The sequence below is a fragment of the Streptomyces sp. NPDC087428 genome, assembly GCF_044744085.1.
Taxonomy (GTDB): domain Bacteria; phylum Actinomycetota; class Actinomycetes; order Streptomycetales; family Streptomycetaceae; genus Streptomyces.
Genome location: NZ_JBIUXR010000013.1, coordinates 98,426 through 118,996 on the forward strand (window position 1 = coordinate 98,426; position 20,571 = coordinate 118,996).

Below are 20,571 nucleotides of genomic sequence, written 5' to 3' on the forward strand. Positions count from 1 at the left end.
CCAAACATTACCCCATGTCAGCGGCGCCCCCGACCGGCTCCGGGTCATTCGTGGATCTTCCACGGCATGACGATTCCGAACTTCCAGACATAGATCCCCACCAGCACCGCGATGATCACGAGGCCGATCACGGTGAGCGCGATATTGCGCCGCCGGACCTTGGGATCCAGGGCCCGCTTGGCGGCCTCGGTGACCTTCCGCCGCGTCCAGCGCAGCACCAGCTGCGCCCAGACGAACTCGGTCGCCCAGATCGCCATGCCGCCGAAGATCACCAGCCACCCGGGGCCGGGCAGCGGCAGCATGATGATGCCCGCCACCACCACGGCGAGGCCGACCAGGAACACGCCGACCTGCCAGCTCAGGTGCAGCGCTCTGGAGGCCTTGATGAACCCGGGTGCCCTGGAGCCGAGCTCCGGGCCCTCCTTCGTCACATCCGGCGTGACGTCCCCCGTCCCGCTCGCCACGTCCCCCGTCGCGGGCTCCCGATCCGCCGAGGCGGCGGCTCCGTCCCGCTCGTCACTCTCCGCATTCATGGGGGTCAACCTACCGGAACGGCTTCCGTCACTGGAATGGCCGCATGACCCAAAGTTACACACCGCTGTACGAGCTAGCCGAAGGATCACAAAACGGTCAGAGGGGTTTACAACGCCACCGTAGGTGGCATGTCGATTTCGCCGACGTGCGAATCCCCGAGCGCACACTGAGCGAAAGGCCCTGGCGCTTATGAACACCACGGTCAGCTGCGAGCTGCACCTGCGCCTCGTTGTGTCGAGCGAGTCCTCACTGCCTGTACCCGCGGGCCTGCGGTATGACACGGCCGATCCGTATGCCGTGCACGCCACCTTCCACACCGGAGCGGAGGAGACGGTCGAGTGGGTTTTCGCCCGCGACCTCCTTGCCGAGGGGCTGCACAGGCCCACCGGCACCGGAGACGTCCGCGTCTGGCCATCCCGTAGTCACGGCCAGGGCGTCGTCTGTATCGCGCTGAGCTCCCCGGAGGGCGAAGCCCTGCTCGAGGCCCCGGCACGGGCCCTGGAGTCGTTCCTGAAGAGGACCGACGCCGCGGTTCCGCCGGGCACCGAGCATCGTCACTTCGATCTCGATACGGAGCTCTCACACATCCTGGCGGAAAGCTGAGCCAGGCCGAGAACTGCACGACGCCGTCCGACTCGGGGAGACGGCGTCGCGCGGACAACCTCATACGGCAGAAACCGGCGCCGTCACCACGGAATCCACCGTGGTGACGGCGCCGGTCCGCGTGCGCCCGCTCCCGCGTCCCGGCCGGACGGCCCTCCCCGGCCCCGCCGGGCCGGGTAAAGCACCCCCGGGGGCCCCGGAGGCCTTCTCGGGCCCCTGGACACCGCGGCCGAGCCAGTAGAGTCAGCCCGCATCGGTGGGCGCCCCGCCCGCCGGAGGCCAGGGAGCGAAAGCGTGCTGATCCCACACGACACCCGGATCGCCCTCGACACGGTGGTCGATCTGGTGAACACCGCGCCCGAGAGCGCACAGCCGGAGGACGGGGCGCGGGCCGACGGGCTCGCCGGTATCCCCGCGCTCTACGCGTTCGCCGGGCGCCATCGCCTGAGCGGGGTGAACGAGCTCGACGAGAAGGACCTGCGGGCCGTGCACGACGTACGCGCCAGGTTCGCGGCGGTCTTCGCGGCCGCCGACGCACAGGCCGCCGCCTCGCTCGTCAACTCCCTGGTGGCCTCCGCGGGCACCACACCGCAGCTCAGCAACCACGACGGCTACGACTGGCACGTGCACTACTTCGCGCCCGACGCCTCGATCGCCGACCACCTGGCGGCCGACTGCGGGATGGCCCTCGCGTTCATCATCGTGGCGGGCGAGACGGAGCGGCTGCGGCGCTGCGAGGCGCCGGACTGCCGGCACGCCTTCGTCGACCTCTCCCGCAACCGCTCCCGCCGCTACTGCTCAAGCCGCACCTGCGGTAACCGCTTGCACGTCGCCGCGTACCGGGCGCGCCGCAGGGAAGCGGCCGGCGAGCCGCTCACAGCACGAAAAGATCATGCAACGCGGCCATCAGCAGCAAGCCGCCGATCACCGTGAGGAAGATCATCAGAGGGGGCTGGGAAAGCGCGAAGAGGCAGCCACGCGGCTCTTCGGCGGGGGGTGCGGGGGCATCGCCCCGGGAGGTGTCCACCATCTCCGGACGATCATGACGCAGGCCGGTCCCCGTTGGTGACAACACGCTTTTTTGTCACGGGAGTTCACCCCCTACGTGGTGCCCGCAATCGCTCCGGCGTCCGAGCTTGCGCCACGTATTCGGGAACTCCCCCGCTTCCCCGCCGCGTCGCCGGTCAGCCCAGGTCGCGCAGCATGCGCAGCTGCACCCCTCGGTGGGCAGATCCGCCGCCCTCGTGGTTGTTCCAGGGGTAGACCTCGATCTCCTTGGGGCCCGCCCAGTGGTTGTAGGCGGCGAAGACGGTGGACGGCGGGCAGACGGTGTCCATCAGGGCCACCGAGTAGAGCGCGGGCACCGTCGCCCGGAGGGCGAAGCTGATGCCGTCGAAGTACGAGAGGGTCCGGAACACCTGCTCGCAGACGCCGTTCTGGGCGGACAGGAAGCGGACGATCTCCTGGTACGGGTCCCGGTCGGTGATCTCCACGGCGCGCCGGAAATGCGTCAGGAACGGTACGTCGATGAGCGCGGCCCTGACGTGCGGGCTGAGGCCCGCCACCGCCTGCGCGATGCCGCCGCCCTGGCTGCCGCCGTGCACGACGATCCGGTCGGGGTCGACGGCCGGGTGGGTACGGGCGACCTCGACGGCGCGCACCGCGTCGGTGAACACCCGCCGGTAGTAGTACGCGTCGGGGTCGAGGATGCCGCGGGTCATGAAGCCGGGCGACTGCGGATTGCCGCCGCCGTGCGGATCCGGGGTGGAGCCCGGCGAGTTGTTGTTGACGGCGCCCTGGCCCCGGGTGTCCACGAGCAGGGTGGCCCAGCCGGCGGCGGGCCACATCAGGTGGTCGTGCGGCAGTCCGCGCCCGCCGCCGTATCCCAGGTAGTGGACGACCGTGGGCAGGGGGCCCTCGGCACCGGCGGGCACGTTCAGCCAGGCCCGTATGCGGTGCCCGCCCCAGCCGGCGAACGACACATCGTGGGCGACGACGTTGCTCAACGCGGCGTCGTGCACCGTGAACTCGGCGTCCAGCGGGTGCGCGGACGCCTCTTCGAGGGTGCGCCGCCAGAAGGCGTCGAAGTCGTCCGGCTCACCGGACTCGGGCCGGTAGGAGCGGAGTTGGTCCAGGGGCAGGTCGAACAGGGGCACGGCGTCTCCGTTTCGGGCAGGCGGAAGGGAACAGCGCAAGGGAACGACAGAGGGAACGACAGGGGGAACGGCAGAGGGAGCGGCAGGGGGAACGAGGGGCCGGGCGGCGGCCTCAGCGGGGGGTGGAGCTCGATGCGCGCACGACGAGTTCCGGCTGGAGCACCACGCTGCGGTGCTCGTGCCGGCCGTCGTCGTCCGCCTCCTCCAGCAGGAGTTCGGCGGCCATCCGGCCCATCACGACCGCCGGCTGACGGACCGAGGTGAGCGGCACGGCAGCGGCGGCGGCGAATTCGATGTCGTCGTACCCGACGATGGCGATGTCCTGCGGCACCCGGACCCCGGCCGCGTACAGGGCTTGCAGCACGCCGAGGGCGAGCAGGTCGTTCGCACAGAAGACGGCCGTGGGGCGGGGCACCAGGCCGAGCAGCCGGGCTCCCGCGTCGCGTCCCGCCGCCACGTCCAGCCGGTCGGAGGGGATCTCGACGAGTGCCTCGGGCTCCAGCCCCGCCTCGGCCAGCGCGGACAGCGCACCCGTGCGGCGGTCCCTGATCTGGTGCAGGTCACCCGGTCCGCTGACGTAGGCCACCGAGCGGTGCCCGGCCGAGATCAGGTGTCCGACGGCCAGGGCGCCGCCCCGCACGTCGTCGACGGAGACCGCGCAGGTCCCGGTGCCGGTGGCGACCCGGTCCACCAGGACGTAGGGAATGCGGTGGCGGCTGAAGGATTCGAGGTTGCGGCCGGTCGCGTCGGCGGGCGTGACCAGGACGCCGCACACCCGCTGCTCCGCGAAGAGACCGAGGTACTCGGCCTCTTCCGCGGGGCTCTGGCCGCTGTTGCAGACCATCACGCCGAGCCCGGCCTGCCGGGCGGCGCGCTCGGCACCGCGGGCCACGTCGACGAAGAAGGGGTTGCCCATGTCCAGGACGAGGAGGGCCATGATCCGGCTGCGTCCCGCCCTGAGCTGGCGCGCTGATTCGCTGCGGACGTAGCCGAGGTCCTCGATGGCCGCCAGCACCCGCGCCCGCGTCTCGGGGAGTACGGCCTCCGGCCGGTTGATCACGTTGGAGACCGTGCCCACGGAGACCCCGGCCTGCCGGGCCACATCCTTGATCCCTGCCACACGCGCCACTTGTCCTGCCCCACTGGTGCCCTCGGCCGCACTGGTCCAGCGGCGTCACCCCATCGTACGGACGGGCGTGAGTGAATTGATTCAACCCGTTCGGGACGCTAGCCCGATCCCGGAACACCGTCAAGGATCATGTGTGAATCGATTCATACGGGTGGGTTCCCCACGCTCCGAGGTGCGGGCACCCGCCCCGTCGCGTGCTTCAGATGCCGTGCTTCTTCAGGATGGCCTCGATGTCACTGAAGTCCTCGCCCGGTCCACTCGCGGCAGCCTGCTTCCCGGGCTGCTCGCGCTGCTGCGGCCGGACCGCCGGGACGCCGGCTCCGAGCGAGGGGGCCGAGGCGGCGGGTTCCACCGCGCCGTCCCGCGCGGCACGAGCGGCCGCCTTGCGTTCCTTGCGGGTGCCGCCGCCGCGCCGTTCGACCGCGCGGGTCGTGATGAACAGCAGCCAGGCCACTCCGAGCAGGCCGAAGCCCAGCCAGACGCTCGGCTTGAACGCGATGTCCGTGACCCACTGGACGACGCCGGTCAGCACCAGGCCGATCGGGACCAGGGAGTAGGCCGCGATCCGGGTCGCCGCGAGGAAGCGCTTCCGGTACGCGGTGACGGCGGCGATGCCCAGGCCCGCCGCGGACGCCGCGGAGCAAATGGTCTCGGCAAGCATCGGTGCCTCCAGGCGCAGGGGAAACGTCCCTTCCATCCTGCACCTCCGGACGTGCCCGGGGCCACGCCGGGTGCCCACATCAGGGACATATCAGGGCCGGGATCCTCCGCAGGTGCCGTGCGGGCGGGCATCCGGCCCGTGCGCACCGGGCCGGTCCCGGTGCCGGTCGAGGCTCCCCCACGCGCCCTGGGAGACTGGTCCCATGAGTGATTCCACCCCCGCAGCGCCGGTCGTCCTCGACCTCTGGTGCGAGCTCCAGTGCCCCGACTGCCACCACGCCCTCACCGATGTGCACGCCCTGCGGGCGCGGTACGGCGACCGGATCGAGGTGCGGCTGCGGCACTTCCCGCTGGAGAAGCACAAGCACGCCTACGCCGCCGCACAGGCCGTCGAGGAGGCCGCCGCGCAGGGCAAGGACTGGCCGTACATCGAGGCGGTGCTCGCCCGCACCGCCGACCTCGGCCGCACCGGCGAACCGCTGCTGATCGAGGTGGCGGAGGAACTCGGCCTGGACGCAGAGGAGTTCGACACCGCCCTGATCGACGGCCGGCACATGCTGATCGTCGACGCCGACCAGGCCGAGGGCAAGGCGATCGGGGTCACCGGCACCCCGACGTACGTCATCGGCGGGGAGCGGCTGGACGGCGGCAGGAGCCAGGAGGGGCTGCGCGAGCGGATCGAGGAGATCGCCGACCGGCTGCTCGCCGGACAGGGCTGAGACCCCGGGGCCGGCGGAGGGCCTACAACTGCTTGGTCAGGTTGTACTGGGTCGGCTCGTAGCCCAGCGACTCGTACAGCCGGAGGGCGGGCGTGTTGGCCGTGACCACGTGCAGGCCCAGCCGCCCGTCGCCCGCCTCCAGCGCGATCCGCTCCGCCTGGAGCATCAGCGCCCGCCCGTAGCCCCGGCCCCGGAACTCCTCGTGCACCTCAACGTCGAACACGTAGCCGACGAGCAGTCCGGGGTGCATCTCGAAGCGGGCCACCCAGACGTGCCCCGCGGTGTCGCCCTCGTGGACCAGGAAGTGCAGATGGGCGCCCTCGGTGGCCAGGCCGTCCGGGAGGTGCCGGGAGTGGGAGGTGCGGGCGAGCTGGAGGGCGGTCTCCTCGGAGGTGCCCCGGGTGATCAGGCTCTCGGCGTACGCGGCGACGGCCCCGTCCTCCCACCGCGCGTACTCCCCGGGTGTCATCGGGCGTGCGGTCAGCCCGTCCGGCAGTGCCGGGGGGACCGGCGGCAGCGATTTGATCATGTTCCTGCTGCGCTCGGTGTAGCCGAGTGCGGAGGTGAGCCGCCGCGCCGCGGTGTCGGCGGCGGCGATCTCCGTCCGCACCTGGGTGCAGCCCCAGCCGCGCAGCACCTCTTCGGCCGCCAGGGCGGCGATGGTCCCCCGGCCGCGTCTGCGGACGGGTTCGTCGATCCGCAGGGACCGCAGCACGCCCGCCTCTCCGGCCGATCCCGCCTCGACGGCGATCTCGACGGCTCCGACGGGGTGCCCGTTGTCGCACACGTCGTACGCGCGGTCCTGTGCGCCGTCGGCGCCCTGCTGTATCGGCCCGGAAGGCCGGAGTGTCGTGGTCATCAGGGGATTTCTATCCCCCGCACGCGATTCCGTCATCCGCTTTTACGGGCGTTCCGCGTATTTCACGGCCGGGCAGCCGTGGAATACGCCGGCGGCGCCTACGGGTCCAGGTCGTCGCCGGCCCGCTCGGCGAAGATGCTCATGGCCTTGGTGGTCACCGGTCCGGGGCCGCCGGGAAGTTCCCTGCCGTCGACCCGGTGGACGGACTGGACGTCGCGGAGGGTGGAGGTCAGGAAGATCTCCTCGGCCCGTTCCAGGACGTCGAACGGCAGCTCGGTCTCCTGCGCCCCGGTCCACTCCACCACCAGCGCCCGGGTGATCCCGGCCAGGCAGCCGGAGGCGACCGGCGGAGTGTGCAGCTGCCCGTCGAGGACGACGAAGACATTGGACCCGGTGCCCTCGCAGAGCTGTCCGACGGTGTTGGCGAAGAGCGCCTCCGTGGCGCCGCGCTCGTGGGCGCGGGCGAGCGCGACGACGTTCTCCGCGTACGAGGTGGTCTTGAGGCCGGCGAGCGCGCCGCGTTCGTTGCGCGTCCAGGGGACGGTGATGACCGCCGTGGTGTCCGGGCGGCGCTTCACCTCCCCGAGGGCGACGACCAGACCGGGGCCGGCGGTGCCGCGGTCGGACCCGAGGGGCGAGATCCCCCCGGTGTACGTGATCCGCAGCCGGCCCAGGGCGGCCGGGCCGGCCTCGATGACGGCGGCGCAGGCCCGGCGCACCTCGTCCTGGTCGGGCGCCGGCAGACCGAGGCCCCGGGCGGAGCGGGCCAGCCGGTCGAGGTGCCGGGTGAGCGCGAAGGGCCTGCCGTCCGTGGTCCTGACCGTCTCGAAGATGCCGTCGCCCACGGTGAGTCCGTGGTCGAGCACGGACACCCGGGCGTCATCGGCGGCCCGCAGTTCGCCGTTGACCCAGATCTTCATGGTGCGGTCCTTCCGGTTGCTTCGTATGCGCCCGACGCTATCGCGAGCAGCCTGGACGCCTTGAGTTCGGTCTCGTCCCATTCGCGTTCCGGATCCGAGCCCCAGGTGATGCCGGCGCCGGTACCGAAGCGCAGGACCGGGGCGGCCCCGGTGCGGTCGGTCCAGAAGGTCCGGATGCCCACGGCGAGCGAGGCGGTGGCGCGGTCGGCGTCCACCCAGCCGATGCCGCCGCAGTACGGGCCGCGCGGGGCGGTCTCCAGTTCCCCGATGATCCTCAGCGCGCTGGATTTCGGGGCGCCGGTGACCGAGCCGGGCGGGAAGGCGGCGGCGAGGAGCTCCGGCCAGCCGGTCCCCGCGGCCAGCAGGCCGCGCACCGTGGAGACGAGGTGGACGAGGCCCGGGTGCTTCTCGACCGCGCAGAGTTCGGGAACACCGACCGTTCCGGTGGCGCAGACCCGTCCGAGGTCGTTGCGGACCAGGTCGACGATCATCACGTTCTCCGCGTGGTCCTTCTCCAGCAGATCGTCCTCGGTACGGCCGGTGCCCTTGATCGGCCCGGACTCGACCGTGCGGCCGTCCCTGCGGAGGAACAGTTCGGGGGACGCGGTCGCGATCTCCACGCCGTGCGCGGGCAGCCGGATCGTTCCCGCGTACGGGGCGGGGTTGCCACGCGCCAGCAGCGAGGTGAGGGCGTCGACGTCCGCCGCGGCCGGGTCGGGCAGCCGGGCCGTCATCACCCGGCAGAGGTTGGCCTGGTAGACCTCGCCCGCCGCGATGTACTCACGGATGCGGCGGACGCCGGCGAGGTACGCGGCACGGTCCAGGGACGAACTCCAGTCACCGGCGGCGGGCCCGCGCCAGGCACCCCGCACCGGGGCGGGCACGGCGGCGGTGCGTACGGTGGCGAAGCGGGCACAGACGAGCCGGCCCTCGAAGCCGGCGGACACGGCCCAGAAGCCGGACGAGTCGAGAGCCGCGGGATCGCTGGTCACATCCTGCAGATCGGAGGCGACGAGGCCGCCGAAGCGGGCCATTGGGGCGAGGTCGTGCACGTCGGTGAGTCTAGGACGGCCCTCGGTGACCTGCGCCGGGGCGGGTGCACCTCAGCACGCTGCACAAACGCGTTTTTGTACTGGCCCCGGAATCCGCTAGAGTTCATCACGTCGCCGGGACGCGCAAGTGAACCGGAACCGACAAGCGGACGTAGCTCAGTTGGTAGAGCGCAACCTTGCCAAGGTTGAGGTCGCCAGTTCGAACCTGGTCGTCCGCTCGCAGAAGGTGGGGGATCCTTCCCGAACCCCCATCCCTGGTGGAGTGGCCGAGAGGCGAGGCAACGGCCTGCAAAGCCGTCTACACGGGTTCAAATCCCGTCTCCACCTCCAAGGACGATTAGCTCAGCGGGAGAGCACTTCCCTGACACGGAAGGGGTCACTGGTTCAATCCCAGTATCGTCCACCGGTCCGCAAGGACCCCCGCGCGATTAGCTCAGCGGGAGAGCGCTTCCCTGACACGGAAGAGGTCACTGGTTCAATCCCAGTATCGCGCACGCAGTACACGCAGGGTCACCCTGCGCGATTAGCTCAGCGGGAGAGCGCTTCCCTGACACGGAAGAGGTCACTGGTTCAATCCCAGTATCGCGCACAGTCCGAAGCCCCGGTCGTCTCGACGACCGGGGCTTCGTCGTTGCCGCGCGCCCCCGTTCCGCGGTCCGGACGGCAGCTGTCCGGACCACGGAACGGGGCGAACCGGCTCAGGACGAGAAGAGCATCCGGCCGAAGCTCTTCTGCCGGTAGTGGCCGTGGTGACCGCCGTGGTGCTGCTGCTGCGGGGCGCCCCAGGCGGGTGCGGGGGCGGCCGGGTAGGCCTGCGGAGCCGGCGGCGGGGGCGGAGCCTGCTGCGTCCACTGCGCTTCCACGCGGGTCAGGGACTCCAGCTCGCCGTAGTCCAGGAATATCCCCCGGCAGCCGCTGCACTGCTCGATCTGAATGCCGTTGCGGTTGTACGTGTGCATCTGTGCGTGGCACTTGGGACACTGCATGTTCGGGCTCACTCCTCGCCGTCGGTTAGCCGTCGCCGGAATGCGTGCCCGCCGACGGTCGGTTCACCCTACGACGCGTGCTCGGCCGCCAACTCGGACGGGAGAGCGGCAATTCGGGCACAGGACTCGATCATCATCTGCTCCACGTCATCCGGATCCCTCGACTCCGCCGCGGACTTGGCGAGGGCCAGCGCCGCGGTCTGTACGGTCAGGGCGCGGGCGGCGACGTCCAACTCGGGCCAGGGGTCGCCCTCGGCGGACAGCGCGGGGCCGCCGGCCGCCCGGTAGGCGCCCACGAAGCGGAACCAGACGTCGGGCGGGAGCAGTCCGGCCGCGTACCAGGCCGCGGGCCGGGCCAGATCCCAGGTGGCGTCGCCGATGCCCGCGTCGTCGACGTCTATCAGCAGCCAGCGGCCGCGCGGGGCGGGGTACCGGACGAGCTGGCCCAGGTGGAGATCGCCGTGGCAGAGGAAGCGCGAGCGGTGCGCGGGGGCGGGGGCCTCGTCGCGGGCCCAGGCGGGCAGCCGCTGCCAGGCCGCGAGCACGGGTGCGAGGGACGGGTGCCCCGGGCGTGCCGCGCGCATCCGGTCCACGGCGAGAGCGGCCTTCGCGGGCCCCCGCATCACCGGGAGCCCGCGCGACCAGCCGGCCGGGGACGCGGGAGGCCGCTCGTACGCGGGCGCGGAAGCCGGGAGCTCGGTGCTGTGGAGGCGCGCCAGGAGCACGGCGGCCTCCTCCCACGGTGCCGCGTCCGGGTCGCCCGGGTCCACGGGCTCCCCGTGGGGCCACAGGGTGACCGGGCGGCCGTGGACCACGGCGAGGTACGGGGTGACGTGGGGCGCGGTGGCCTCCACCGGGGCCGTCGGGGGCTCCACGGGCAGGGGGGCGAGCAGGATGTCCGCCAGGCCGGGGCGGGCCGCCAGCCGCAGGCGTACGGCCAGGGCGGCGGTGTCCGTGCCGGGAGCGTGGGCCTTGGCGACGACGGGTCCGCTGCGGACCACGGTGCCGTCCGCCCGGTCCGCGAGCACGACCGGTGGCGGGCAGCCGCAGCCGGCCGGGGCCGGGGCATGGGCCGCTCCGTGGGCGAGGGCGCCCAGCGCATGTACGACTGCGGTGGTCACGGTCTCCTCCGGTGGCGCGGGATCTGCGGTCCCGGCCGGCGCCGGGTCCGCCGAGGAGCGTACGCGGGGCGGCCGGTCGCTGATCCACTGCCGGCCGCGGAGGGCCGTAAGGGCCCCGGACAGCGCGATGTCCGGTCAGCTCCCCAGCTGACCGGACAAACGCTGCCGTCCGCCGCACCCCCGTCCCCACGGGGTTGTTGGCCGGATGTCCCGGTCCGAACCGCTCTTCCGGACCCGGGGCGCCGCTCAGCGCCCCAGCATCACGCCCACGGACGACGCCTGTGTGACCACCGCTTCCCAGCCGCCGAAGACGACTGCGAGCAGGGCCGCCAGAGGAAGAACCATGGCTGTCGCCACCAACGGGTGGCGCTTGCCGGACGACGGACGGCTGCCGAACGAGGCGTAGGCCTTGCGTCCCTGCGTGCGGCTCATGGGCCGCGCTGCCGTGTCCGCCATGATTCCTCTCCTGACCTGATGTGGAGCGGCGGGCGTGTGGCCTCGGGGGACGAGTGCGACGCCCGCCGCATGACTTCAACATTAGGGATTCGGCGGACCGGCGGCGTCATGCCCGCGTACCGAATGCCGGGCCTCCCGGAGGATGAGCCGTGGGTAGTCGGCGTACTCCCCTGGGTGGAGACGGGCCTACCGGACCTTGGGGTCATCCCCGAGGAGACGCTCGGAGGCGTCCTCCCTGGGTACTGGTTGTTCGACCAGGGCGAGCACCCTGGTCGCCATGAAGCGGGCGGTGCGCACCACTGAGCCGCTCCGGGTGACTTCACTCACTTCGACCACCCCTCGGCGGACCGCTGTCTCCACCCGGCGGCCTGCTCTGGAGGCCACCACTTCGTACGTACGGGTCGTGTCCCCGGCGTCCACGACTATCTCGACTCGATCGCCCTTCACTGATCCAATCCCCCTTCTGCGACGGACCTTTGAGATCTCGCACGGGCCCGGGAGCCTGGATCCGCGGCTCCCTGACCACTCCTCAAGTTTCCCACTCGGCACTGACAATCGATTCGCCAGTGAGGGCGCGGCCTCTGAGCACCCCGGGCGGCGGGTACGTAAGCTGTGCCTCGTCAGGCGGACCAGGCAGCGGGGATGGGCAGACATGGCGATGATGCGGCTCCGGCGCGAGGACCCGCGTGTCGTCGGTTCGTTCAGGCTGCACCGGCGGCTCGGGGCGGGCGGCATGGGTGTCGTGTACCTCGGTTCGGACCGGCGCGGCCAGCGGGTGGCGCTCAAGGTGATCCGCCCGGATCTGGCGGAGGACCAGGAGTTCCGTTCGCGGTTCGCCCGCGAGGTGTCCGCCGCCCGGCGGATCCGCGGCGGCTGCACGGCCCGGCTGGTGGCCGCCGATCTGGAGGCGGAACGCCCGTGGTTCGCCACGCAGTACGTCCCGGGGCCCTCGCTGCACGACAAGGTGGCCGAGGAGGGCCCGCTGTCGGCCGCCGAGGTGGCCTCGATCGGGGCGGCGCTCTCTGAGGGCCTGGTGGCGGTGCACGAGGCGGGTGTCGTCCACCGTGACCTGAAGCCGTCGAACATCCTCCTCTCCCCCAAGGGCCCGCGCATCATCGACTTCGGGATCGCCTGGGCGACCGGGGCGTCCACCCTCACGCACGTCGGTACGGCGGTGGGGTCGCCGGGGTTCCTCGCGCCCGAGCAGGTGCGGGGCGCGGCGGTGACGCCCGCGACGGACGTCTTCTCGCTCGGCGCGACGCTGGCGTACGCGGCGATGGCCGATTCACCTTTCGGGCACGGCAGTTCCGAGGTGATGCTCTACCGCGTGGTGCACGAGGAACCGCAGTTGTACGACGTGCACGACGCGCTCGCACCGCTGGTGAGCGCCTGTCTGGCGAAGGACCCGGAGGAGCGGCCGAGCACGCTCCAACTCTCCATGCGGCTCAAGGAGATCGCGGCGCGGGAGGCGCAGGGGCTGCACGAGAGCCGGCCGCCGGCGCAGCGTTCCCCGCAGGAGGCCGACCGGCCGACGGGCCGTCTCGACGGCCCGTACACCGAGCAGCAGACCCGCCGCGCGGCCGGGCCCGCCCCGGTGTCGCGCCCGCAGAACCGGCAGACCGCGCCGCCGCGTCCCGCCTCGCCCCGCACCGGGGGTTCGCGGCCGGACCGGCAGCCGCGCGGCACGACGGGGTCCGGCAAGCGGCCGCAGGGCGCGAAGGGGACGAACGGCAGGCCGGGCACCCGGCCCGGGACCCGGACCACGTCGACGGGACGGCGTCCCGCCAACCCGCGGCTGCTGCGGCAGCGGCTCGTCGTCTTCGTCGTGGTGACGCTGCTGGTGGCGCTGGGGATCGCGGCGGCCCAGGGCTGCCAGGGGCCGGCCCGCGGCCTGGGGGCGAGCCCCGGCCAGACCGCGGGTCAGGGTCAGGTCCGGGGCGGGCAGTAGCCCCCCGCCGGGACCTCCGGTAACAGGCTCAGTTCTCCGGGCGGCCCGTGGCGACCGCGTAGAAGGCGACCGCGGCCGCCGCGCCCACGTTCAGCGAGTCGACGCCGTGGGCCATCGGGATGCGCACCCACTCGTCGGCGGCGACGAGGGCCTGGGTGGACAGTCCGTCGCCCTCGGCCCCGAGCATCAGGGCCACCTGGTCCATCCGGTGCGGCGCCGCCTCCTCGATGCTGCTGGCCTTCTCGTCGGGTGTCAGGGCCAGCAGCTTGAAGCCCGCTTCCCGCACGGTCTCCAACGCCTTGGGCCAGGTGTCGAGCCGGGCGTAGGGGACGGAGAAGACCGCGCCCATCGAGACCTTGACGGAGCGCCGGTAGAGCGGGTCGGCGCAGTCCGGGGAGAGCAGGACGGCGTCCATGCCGAGGGCGGCGGCGCTGCGGAAGATCGCGCCGATGTTGGTGTGGTCGTTGACGGCCTCCATGACGACCACGCGGCGGGTGGTGCGCAGCAGTTCGTCGGCGGCCGGCAGCGGTTTGCGCTGCATCGAGGCGAGGGCGCCGCGGTGCACGTGGTAGCCGGTGACGCGCTCGGCGAGCTCCGGGCTGACCGCGTACACGGGGGCCGGGACCTCGTCGATGACGTCGCGCATCAGATCGACCCACTTCGCCGACAGCAGCATGGACCGCATCTCGTACCCGGCCTGCCTGGCGCGTCTGATCACCTTCTCGCCCTCGGCGATGAAGAGGCCCTCGGCGGGCTCGCGCCTGCGCCGCAGCTCGACGTCGGTCAGGCCGGTGTAGTCGCGCAGTCGGGGGTCGTCGGGGTCATCGACGGTGATGAGATCAGCCACAGGTTGATACTGCCTTGTCCGGTGTGTGGTGCCAACGGTCTGGAGAAAGTTCCGTTACCGATGGTTACTCGGCGGGGGGTGCCGCGGCGTCGGGGCCGACCGCGACGACGTCGCCGATGACGATGACGGCCGGCGGGCGCACCTGCTCGGCCACGGCCCGCTCGCCGACGGTCGCGAGCGTCGCGTCGACGCGGCGCTGGGCGGCCGTGGTCCCTTCCTGGACCAGTGCGACCGGGGTCTCGGGGGACTTGCCGTGGGCGATGAGCGCACGGGCGATGGCGCCGATCTTGTCGACGGCCATCAGGAGGACCAGGGTGCCGCGGAGCTGGGCGACGGCCGCCCAGTCGACCAGCGAACGCTCGTCGTCGGGGGCGACATGGCCGCTGACCACGGTGAACTCGTGGGCGACCCCGCGGTGGGTCACCGGGATACCGGCCGCGCCCGGCACCGAGATCGAGCTGGAGATGCCGGGGACGACGGTGCACGCGATGCCCTCGGCGGCGAGCGCCTGGGCCTCTTCCATGCCGCGCCCGAAGACGAACGGGTCGCCGCCCTTGAGCCGGACGACGGCCTTGCCGGCCTTGGCGTGCTCGATCAGCGCGTTGTTGATCGCCTCCTGCGCCATGAAGCGGCCGTACGGGATCTTGGCGGCGTCGATCACCTCAACGTGCGGGGGGAGTTCGTCGAGCAGGTCGCGCGGGCCGAGCCGGTCGGCGATGACGACGTCGGCCTCGGCAAGGAGGCGGCGGCCGCGGACGGTGATCAGGTCGGGGTCGCCGGGGCCGCCGCCGACCAGGGAGACGCCGGGGGTCCGGGTGCGGTGGTGGGGTGCGGCGAGGGTGCCGTCGCGCAGGCCCTCGACGATGGCGTCGCGGACGGCGGCGGAGTGGCGCGGGTCGCGGCCCTGCCCGTCCGTGGTGAGCACGGCGACGGTGACGCCCTCGCTGCGGCCGGTGGCGGGGGTCCAGGCGGTGGCGGCGTCCGCGTCGTCGCTGCGGACGCACCAGGTGCGGGTGCGTTCGGCCTCGGCGGAGGCGGCGTCGTTGGCCACGGTGTCGTCGGACGCGATGAGCGCGTACCAGGTGTCCGTCAGGTCCCCGTCGGCGTACACCCGGCGCTCCCAGCGGATCTCGCCCGCGTCCGCCATCGCCTCGACGGAGGGGGTGGCGGACGGTGACACGAGGATGATGTCGGCCCCGGCGGCGATGAGGGCGGGGAGGCGGCGCTGCGCGACCTGGCCGCCACCGACGACGACGACGCGGCGTCCGCTCAGGCGCAGTCCGACGGGGTACGCGGGGTGAACGGCGTGCTCGGCCATGGCTGTGCGGGCTCCTCGTGCGGTGCGGGGTGCGGGCCGCTGCGGCGACGGAGCGGCTGTGACGTGCGGGGTTGTGGGACTGGGTTCACGATACGGGGTGGGCGGGCCACGGGTCCGCGCCCCTGGGCCCGGGTCCCGAACGCCGGCTTCGAGCCCCTCCGGCGATGGAGCAGCGGGGGCCCGGGGGCAGTGCCCCGGACCCCCGCTGCCGCGCGGCTACTTCTCCGTGACGCCCGCCGAGTCGAACGTCGCCACCTCGTGCATCGCGCGGGCCGCGCTCTGCACGATCGGCAGCGCCAGCAGTGCGCCGGTGCCCTCGCCCAGACGGAGGTCCAGGTCGACCAGCGGGCGCAGGCCCAGCTTGTTGAGCGCGGCGACGTGGCCGGGCTCGGCGCTGCGGTGGCCCGCGATGCAGGCCGCCAGGGCTTCCGGCGCGATGGCGCGTGCCACCAGGGCCGCGGCGCCCGCGCTCACGCCGTCGAGGATGACCGGCGTACGGAGCGAGGCCCCGCCGAGGAGGAACCCCGCCATCGCGGCGTGCTCCAGGCCGCCGACGGCCGCGAGTACGCCGATCGGATCGGCCGGGTCCGGCTGGTGCAGGTCGAGCGCACGGCGGACGACGTCGACCTTGCGGGCGTGCATCTCGTCGTTGATGCCGGTACCGCGACCGGTCACCTCTGCCGCGTCCATCCCGGTGTACACACAGATCAGGGCGGCCGACGCCGTGGTGTTGGCGATGCCCATCTCGCCGGTGAGCAGGCCCTTGTTGCCCGCCGCGACCAGATCGCGGGCGGTCTCGATACCGACCTCGATCGCCGCGAGGACCTCCTCGCGGGTGAGTGCGGGGCCGGTCGTGAAGTCGGCCGTCCCGGCGCGCACCTTGCGGGGCAGCAGGCCGGGCGTCGCGGGCAGCTCAGAGGCCACCCCGACGTCGACCACGCACACCTCGGCGCCGACCTGGGCCGCGAAGGCGTTGCAGACCGCGCCGCCGCCGAGGAAGTTGGCGACCATCTGGGCGGTCACCTCCTGGGGCCAGGCCGTGACGCCCTGGGCGTGCACCCCGTGGTCGCCCGCGAAGATCGCGACGGCCGCGGGCTCCGGGATCGGCGGCGGGCAGATCCGGGAGAGCCCGGACAGCTGCGCCGAGATGATCTCCAGCATGCCGAGCGCGCCGGCGGGCTTGGTCATCCGCTTCTGGCGCTCCCAGGCCTCGCCGAGCGCCTTGGCGTCCAGGGGCCGGATGTTGGAGATGGTCTCCTGCAACAGGTCGTGCGGCTCCTCGCCGGGCAGGGCGCGGCGGCCGTACGTCTCCTCGTGGACGACCCACGACAGCGGGCGGCGCTTGGACCAGCCCGCCTGCATCAGCTCGGGCTCCTCCGGGAACTCGTCCACGTATCCGACACAGAGGTACGCGACGACTTCGAGGTGCTCGGGCAGTCCGAGGGACCTGACCATCTCGCGCTCGTCGAAGAAGCTGACCCAGCCGACGCCGAGCCCCTCCGCGCGGGCGGCGAGCCACAGGTTCTCGACGGCGAGCGCCGAGGAGTACGGGGCCATCTGCGGCTGGGTGTGCCGGCCGAGGGTGTGGCGGCCGCCGCGAGTGGGATCGGCGGTGACGACGATGTTGACCGGGGTGTCGAGGATCGCCTCGATCTTCAGTTCCTTGAACTGCTTCGCCCGCGCCTTGGGGAGCGACTTGGCATACGCGTCACGCTGGCGCTGGGCCAGTTCGTGCATGGAGCGCCGGGTCTCCGCGGAACGGATGACGACGAAGTCCCAGGGCTGCGAGTGCCCGACGCTGGGCGCGGTGTGCGCCGCTTCCAGAACGCGCAGCAGAACCTCGTGCGGGATCGGGTCGCTGCGGAAACCGTTGCGGATGTCGCGGCGTTCCCGCATGACGCGCAGTACGGCCTCGCGCTCGGCGTCGTCGTACCCGGGCGCGGGCGGCGAGGTGACGAGCATCTCTTCGGCGTCCGCCGCCACGGGCTCCGGAACGACGGCCGCTTCGGGTGCTTCGGGTGCCTCTGGTACGTCCGCGGCCGGCGCGCCGTTCACGGGCTCCGGCTGTACGGGCTCCGGGGCGTTCTGCGGTACGACCGGTTCGGCGGGTTCAGCCGCTTCGGCGGCCTGCTCGGCCTCCGGCACCGGTGCCGGAGCGGGTTCGGCGCCGGCCGTCAGGTCCGGGGTCTCGATGACCTCGGGGCCGGTTTCACGCTCCGGCTCGGGCGCTGTCTCCAGCTCGGCCACGGGCTCGGGAACGGGGACGGCCGTCTCGGTGATCTCCGCCGCCTCCGCCGCCTCGACCGCCACGGGCTCCATGGCGATCGCCCGGACCTCGGGCGCGGGCTCCACGACCGCCACGGGCTCCGCCGGCTGCTCGACGACGGGCGTCGGGGCCGGGTGCGGTGCGGTCGGCGTCGAATCCTCCACCGGCACGAACCCGCCCAGCGAGGCGCCGTCCGGCACAGGCTCCACCGGCGGTGCGTCGACCTGAGCCACGTCGGCCAAAGCCGCATCGACGGGTGCCGCGTCTACGGGTGCCGCCTCGGCCGGCGCAGCTTCAGCGGGCGCCACCTCGGCAACAGCCTCGACCGGTGCCGGTGCCGGTGCCGGTGTCGTCTCCGCCGGAACCTCGGCCGGTACCGGTGCGGGGGCGGGCTCCTCGGCCGCGACCGGCGCGGGATCGACGGGCTGTACCGCCGGCACGGACTCGGCGGCGGCCGGCTCCGGGACGACCGTTTCTGCTGGCGGCGCGTCCGCCGTCGCCGGTTCCGAAGGCGCCGCTTCCGCCGTCGCCGGTTCCACCGCGGCCGGTGCGGGGGCCTGCTGCGGTGCCTGGGCCGCCCACTGGTTCACGCCCTGCGGCGGGATCTCGCCGAGCTGCGGGCCCGGCAGTGCGGCCGACTCCTCGGCCGTCATCTCGAAGTACTCGGGTTCGGCGGTGACCGGTCCCGCGTGCCGTGCGGGTGCGGGCGCCGGAGCGGGCGCCTGGGCCTGCCGCACGCCCGCCGGGCCCCGGTCGGCGAGCGAACGGACCACGCCGCCGCCCGACGTACCGCCGTAGGCCGGTCCCGACTCGGGCGAGGCCGGGCCGCGGTGCAGCGGCCGGCGCACGGGCGCCTGGGTCTGGGCCACCGGCACCTGGGCCTGCGCCGGTGCGGGGACGGGCGAGGGGATGCGTACGCCGCTGAGGTCGACGGCGCCGGAGTCGCGGCCGCCGGACTCATGGGTCCCCTGGCCGGTCCGCGGCAGCGGCTCGGACGGAGCCTGCATGGCGTACGCGGGAACCTGGACCTGCTGCTCCTGGAGCTGTACCGGGCCCTGCGTGTTCGGTGCCGGGTTGCCGCCCGGCAGCCGGGACTCGTGCTGCGCGGCGGGCCGGGGCTGGTACCCGCCCTGCTCGGGCACGGGGGCCTGCGCGGCCGCGGCGTCCGGGAACTGGCCGGGTGCCGGGGCGGCCTGCGGCTCGCTCCAGGCGCCCTGGGGACTCGGCATCAGCAGGAGGTCGTCGTCCTCGGACGCGTGCTCGGAGGGATCGAGGAAGGTGTAGGCATCCGGGGCGGGGACGCCCGGCTGCTCCACCATGCCTGCGTTCTCCGGCAGTCCCTCGCCCGGGATCTGGCCGGTGTCACTCATGCGTACCCCTCGCCCATCGTCAGTGCTCCTTCGGCCCTTCGCCCGGGACGCCCGAACACGGCACACAGGCGCTCGTCCAGTGGAACGAGCGGGCGCGCCGCGCGGCACGAAACGGTCGCGGACATACTGCATTCTCGCGGTCGTTCGCCGCCGCGGCAGCTCATTTCGCCACGGCTCGCTGTGGACTGCGCCACGTTGCGCGTCCCCCGGTTCTGCCGTACCACAACGAGGGCCAAAACGGTCCCCTTTTCCGGACATTGACCAACGAAGCGACGATGATCCGGGTGCGGTGCAACGATCGGCCAGCCTACCTCCCGCCGTGTGGCGACAGGGTCAGGGGGCGAGGTCCGACCGCAGTGCGGACAGCAGGAAGACGACCGAGCGTTCGCGCTCCGACCATGCGGACGTGTCGAGTTCGACGGACTGCAGGAGCGAGCAGGCGACCGTGTATCCGTTCTCGGCGAGGGCCGCCCCCAGCGCCTCGGCCTCGTCCCGGGTGGAGGCATGGGTCACGATCCGCTCCGGCCTGCGGTCGGCGACGGCGGTGACGACGGGCACGCCGCCGCCCCCGATCCGTACGACATCGGGCTCGGGCAGCCGTTCCAGCACGTGCGGGGCGCGCCCCTCGACGACCTGGAGCTGGACCCCGAAGGCCCGTGCCGCCGCCGCGGTGCGGGCGCAGGCGTCCGGGTCGCTGTCCACGGCCAGGACCGCCGCGCCGAACCGGGCCGCCTCCACGGCCAGGGCGCCGCCGCCGGAGCCGATGTCCCAGACCAGGTCGCCGGTCCGGGGTCCGAGGCGGGCGAGCTGGGCGGCGCGCAGCCCCGGGGACTCGCCCTCGCCGCTCTCCCCCGCGGGGGCCGGACCGTCGCCCCGGTAGGCGCCGGCGGGCAGTGCCCAGCCCCGTACGCCCTGAGGGCAGTCGGGGTGGCGGCCCGAGATCCACGCACCGTCGGCCCGTCGCTCGGGGCCGCCGCCGATGACGATGACGACGTTGGGGTCGCGCCAGACGTGGTCGGCGGCCTTGTCCGAGGTGACGACGGTGACCTGTTCGCGGGTGGTGCCGAGTTCCTCGCAGATGACGAACGTGCGGTGGACGCCTTCGAGCAGCAGGGCGAGTTCGGCCGGTCCGGCGCCGGGCGAGGTGAGGACGGCGACCTTGTGGTGGGCGCGGCAGACGTTCACCGCGCGGCGCAGGGTTCGGGGGTGGGCGACGACGGTCTGGGCGTCCTCCCACGGCATACCGGCGCGGGCGAAGGCGGTGGCGACGGCGGAGACGGCGGGCACCACTTCGACTTCGAGACCGTGCTCGGGGGCGCGCAGGCTGCGGACGGCTCCGAAGAATCCCGGGTCGCCGTCGGCGAGGACCACGGCGCTGCCGCGGTGGCCGGCGATCCGCCGGGCGGCCAGGTCGATCGAGCCGAGCCTGATCCGTTCCGCGCTGTGCGGCACTTCGGGCAGTGCGAGGTGGTGGGCGGCTCCGGCGACGAGCGTGGCGGCCGAGAGCGCGGCGGTGGCCGCTCGGTCAAGTGGTGAGCCGTCCCAGCCGATCACTGTGACCCGGTCGGCCATCTGTTGTCAGTCTCCAGGAGTTGTCGCAGGCGGGGCCGGTCGCCCCGGGGCGGTC

Annotated in this window: 18 protein-coding genes, 5 tRNA genes and 1 pseudogene; 9 read left to right on the forward strand and 15 right to left on the reverse strand. The window is 73.0% G+C overall.

Annotated features, from left to right (window positions below):
• Positions 1-44: 44 nt before the first annotated feature.
• Complete coding sequence (locus ACIO3R_RS27160; RefSeq protein ID WP_385042040.1) at positions 45-533, reverse strand: TIGR02611 family protein; 489 nt, start codon at positions 531-533, stop codon at positions 45-47.
• 190 nt (positions 534-723) lie between these two features.
• Here ACIO3R_RS27160 and ACIO3R_RS27165 point away from each other — a divergent pair, with 190 nt between their 5' ends.
• Entirely contained in the window at positions 724-1,137 is a 414-nt protein-coding gene (locus tag ACIO3R_RS27165) for an SsgA family sporulation/cell division regulator (RefSeq protein ID WP_003959770.1), read from the forward strand.
• 294 nt (positions 1,138-1,431) lie between these two features.
• Positions 1,432-2,004, forward strand: a pseudogene (locus tag ACIO3R_RS27170) (CGNR zinc finger domain-containing protein); the annotation flags it as partial.
• 317 nt (positions 2,005-2,321) lie between these two features.
• On the opposite strand, the gene ACIO3R_RS27175 reads toward ACIO3R_RS27170, so the two are convergent.
• The 3 genes from ACIO3R_RS27175 to ACIO3R_RS27185 form a co-directional block, all read right to left on the reverse strand.
• Entirely contained in the window at positions 2,322-3,293 is a 972-nt protein-coding gene (locus ACIO3R_RS27175; protein WP_385041176.1) for an acetylxylan esterase, read from the reverse strand.
• 112 nt (positions 3,294-3,405) lie between these two features.
• Complete coding sequence (locus ACIO3R_RS27180; protein WP_385041173.1) at positions 3,406-4,422, reverse strand: LacI family DNA-binding transcriptional regulator; 1,017 nt, start codon at positions 4,420-4,422, stop codon at positions 3,406-3,408.
• A 199-nt stretch (positions 4,423-4,621) separates the two neighbouring features.
• Positions 4,622-5,083 carry a hypothetical protein gene (locus ACIO3R_RS27185; RefSeq protein WP_402109406.1) on the reverse strand — a complete coding sequence of 154 codons (462 nt, stop codon included), beginning with the start codon at positions 5,081-5,083 and terminating at the stop codon, positions 4,622-4,624.
• Positions 5,084-5,285: 202 nt separating this feature from the next.
• Between ACIO3R_RS27185 and ACIO3R_RS27190 the strand changes: the two genes are divergently transcribed.
• A complete protein-coding gene (locus ACIO3R_RS27190) occupies positions 5,286-5,801 on the forward strand; it encodes a DsbA family protein (protein WP_385041168.1) in 516 nt (171 codons plus the stop codon).
• A gap of 22 nt (positions 5,802-5,823) precedes the next feature.
• Here the strand turns inward: ACIO3R_RS27190 and ACIO3R_RS27195 are convergent, their stop codons facing one another.
• The 3 genes from ACIO3R_RS27195 to ACIO3R_RS27205 all read right to left on the reverse strand — a co-directional run bounded on the left by ACIO3R_RS27195 (position 5,824) and on the right by ACIO3R_RS27205 (position 8,614).
• Positions 5,824-6,660: a GNAT family N-acetyltransferase gene (locus tag ACIO3R_RS27195; protein WP_385041165.1), complete on the reverse strand. Its 837-nt coding sequence runs from the start codon at positions 6,658-6,660 to the stop codon at positions 5,824-5,826.
• Positions 6,661-6,758: 98 nt separating this feature from the next.
• Positions 6,759-7,580: an aminotransferase class IV gene (locus tag ACIO3R_RS27200; RefSeq protein WP_385041161.1), complete on the reverse strand. Its 822-nt coding sequence runs from the start codon at positions 7,578-7,580 to the stop codon at positions 6,759-6,761.
• Positions 7,577-8,614 (reverse strand): chorismate-binding protein, encoded by a 1,038-nt coding sequence (locus ACIO3R_RS27205; protein ID WP_402109603.1) that lies wholly within the window; start codon positions 8,612-8,614, stop codon positions 7,577-7,579. The genes ACIO3R_RS27200 and ACIO3R_RS27205 overlap by 4 nt, the downstream gene beginning before the upstream one ends.
• A 163-nt stretch (positions 8,615-8,777) precedes the next feature.
• Here ACIO3R_RS27205 and ACIO3R_RS27210 point away from each other — a divergent pair.
• From ACIO3R_RS27210 to ACIO3R_RS27230, 5 genes are all read left to right on the forward strand, one after another.
• A tRNA-Gly gene (locus ACIO3R_RS27210) sits at positions 8,778-8,850 on the forward strand.
• Between the two features lie 38 nt (positions 8,851-8,888).
• A tRNA-Cys gene (locus ACIO3R_RS27215) sits at positions 8,889-8,962 on the forward strand.
• A 1-nt stretch (position 8,963) separates the two neighbouring features.
• A tRNA-Val gene (locus tag ACIO3R_RS27220) sits at positions 8,964-9,035 on the forward strand.
• Between the two features lie 19 nt (positions 9,036-9,054).
• Positions 9,055-9,126 (forward strand) — tRNA-Val (locus ACIO3R_RS27225).
• Positions 9,127-9,149: 23 nt separating this feature from the next.
• A tRNA-Val gene (locus ACIO3R_RS27230) sits at positions 9,150-9,221 on the forward strand.
• 109 nt (positions 9,222-9,330) lie between these two features.
• Here ACIO3R_RS27230 and ACIO3R_RS27235 read toward each other — a convergent pair.
• From ACIO3R_RS27235 to ACIO3R_RS27250, 4 genes are all read right to left on the reverse strand, one after another.
• Positions 9,331-9,618 (reverse strand): zf-TFIIB domain-containing protein, encoded by a 288-nt coding sequence (locus ACIO3R_RS27235; protein WP_385032804.1) that lies wholly within the window; start codon positions 9,616-9,618, stop codon positions 9,331-9,333.
• Between the two features lie 68 nt (positions 9,619-9,686).
• Positions 9,687-10,739, reverse strand: a complete 1,053-nt coding sequence (locus ACIO3R_RS27240; protein WP_402109413.1) for a phosphotransferase family protein — start codon at positions 10,737-10,739, stop codon at positions 9,687-9,689.
• A 246-nt stretch (positions 10,740-10,985) separates the two neighbouring features.
• Complete coding sequence (locus ACIO3R_RS27245) at positions 10,986-11,195, reverse strand: hypothetical protein (RefSeq protein ID WP_385032799.1); 210 nt, start codon at positions 11,193-11,195, stop codon at positions 10,986-10,988.
• A gap of 186 nt (positions 11,196-11,381) precedes the next feature.
• Complete coding sequence (locus ACIO3R_RS27250) at positions 11,382-11,642, reverse strand: hypothetical protein (protein ID WP_385032796.1); 261 nt, start codon at positions 11,640-11,642, stop codon at positions 11,382-11,384.
• 205 nt (positions 11,643-11,847) lie between these two features.
• Between ACIO3R_RS27250 and ACIO3R_RS27255 the strand changes: the two genes are divergently transcribed.
• The gene (locus ACIO3R_RS27255) at positions 11,848-13,143 is read left to right on the forward strand and encodes a protein kinase domain-containing protein (protein ID WP_385032793.1); all 1,296 of its coding nucleotides are present in this window, start codon (positions 11,848-11,850) and stop codon (positions 13,141-13,143) included.
• Between the two features lie 28 nt (positions 13,144-13,171).
• Here ACIO3R_RS27255 and ACIO3R_RS27260 read toward each other — a convergent pair whose 3' ends face one another.
• From ACIO3R_RS27260 to cbiE, 4 genes are all read right to left on the reverse strand, one after another.
• Positions 13,172-13,990: a TrmH family RNA methyltransferase gene (locus ACIO3R_RS27260; protein WP_385032790.1), complete on the reverse strand. Its 819-nt coding sequence runs from the start codon at positions 13,988-13,990 to the stop codon at positions 13,172-13,174.
• A 64-nt stretch (positions 13,991-14,054) separates the two neighbouring features.
• A complete protein-coding gene (gene cobA / locus ACIO3R_RS27265) occupies positions 14,055-15,308 on the reverse strand; it encodes a uroporphyrinogen-III C-methyltransferase (protein ID WP_402109419.1) in 1,254 nt (417 codons plus the stop codon).
• 216 nt (positions 15,309-15,524) lie between these two features.
• Complete coding sequence (gene cobT / locus ACIO3R_RS27270) at positions 15,525-18,944, reverse strand: nicotinate-nucleotide--dimethylbenzimidazole phosphoribosyltransferase (protein WP_402109422.1); 3,420 nt, start codon at positions 18,942-18,944, stop codon at positions 15,525-15,527.
• A gap of 333 nt (positions 18,945-19,277) precedes the next feature.
• Complete coding sequence (gene cbiE / locus ACIO3R_RS27275; RefSeq protein WP_385032781.1) at positions 19,278-20,516, reverse strand: precorrin-6y C5,15-methyltransferase (decarboxylating) subunit CbiE; 1,239 nt, start codon at positions 20,514-20,516, stop codon at positions 19,278-19,280.
• Positions 20,517-20,571 lie beyond the last annotated feature (55 nt).

What these genes read in the sequence shown, in the direction of transcription:
- ACIO3R_RS27160 (WP_385042040.1), bottom strand. Translation starts at nt 533, where the DNA reads ATGAATGCGGAGAGTGACGAGCGGGACGGAGCCGCCGCCTCGGCGGAT.
- ACIO3R_RS27165 (WP_003959770.1), top strand. Translation starts at nt 724, where the DNA reads ATGAACACCACGGTCAGCTGCGAGCTGCACCTGCGCCTCGTTGTGTCG.
- ACIO3R_RS27185 (WP_402109406.1), bottom strand. Translation starts at nt 5,083, where the DNA reads ATGCTTGCCGAGACCATTTGCTCCGCGGCGTCCGCGGCGGGCCTGGGC.
- ACIO3R_RS27190 (WP_385041168.1), top strand. Translation starts at nt 5,286, where the DNA reads ATGAGTGATTCCACCCCCGCAGCGCCGGTCGTCCTCGACCTCTGGTGC.
- ACIO3R_RS27195 (WP_385041165.1), bottom strand. Translation starts at nt 6,660, where the DNA reads ATGACCACGACACTCCGGCCTTCCGGGCCGATACAGCAGGGCGCCGAC.
- ACIO3R_RS27200 (WP_385041161.1), bottom strand. Translation starts at nt 7,580, where the DNA reads ATGAAGATCTGGGTCAACGGCGAACTGCGGGCCGCCGATGACGCCCGG.
- ACIO3R_RS27205 (WP_402109603.1), bottom strand. Translation starts at nt 8,614, where the DNA reads ATGGCCCGCTTCGGCGGCCTCGTCGCCTCCGATCTGCAGGATGTGACC.
- ACIO3R_RS27235 (WP_385032804.1), bottom strand. Translation starts at nt 9,618, where the DNA reads ATGCAGTGTCCCAAGTGCCACGCACAGATGCACACGTACAACCGCAAC.
- ACIO3R_RS27245 (WP_385032799.1), bottom strand. Translation starts at nt 11,195, where the DNA reads ATGGCGGACACGGCAGCGCGGCCCATGAGCCGCACGCAGGGACGCAAG.
- ACIO3R_RS27255 (WP_385032793.1), top strand. Translation starts at nt 11,848, where the DNA reads ATGGCGATGATGCGGCTCCGGCGCGAGGACCCGCGTGTCGTCGGTTCG.
- cobA (WP_402109419.1), bottom strand. Translation starts at nt 15,308, where the DNA reads ATGGCCGAGCACGCCGTTCACCCCGCGTACCCCGTCGGACTGCGCCTG.
- cobT (WP_402109422.1), bottom strand. Translation starts at nt 18,944, where the DNA reads ATGAGTGACACCGGCCAGATCCCGGGCGAGGGACTGCCGGAGAACGCA.
- cbiE (WP_385032781.1), bottom strand. Translation starts at nt 20,516, where the DNA reads ATGGCCGACCGGGTCACAGTGATCGGCTGGGACGGCTCACCACTTGAC.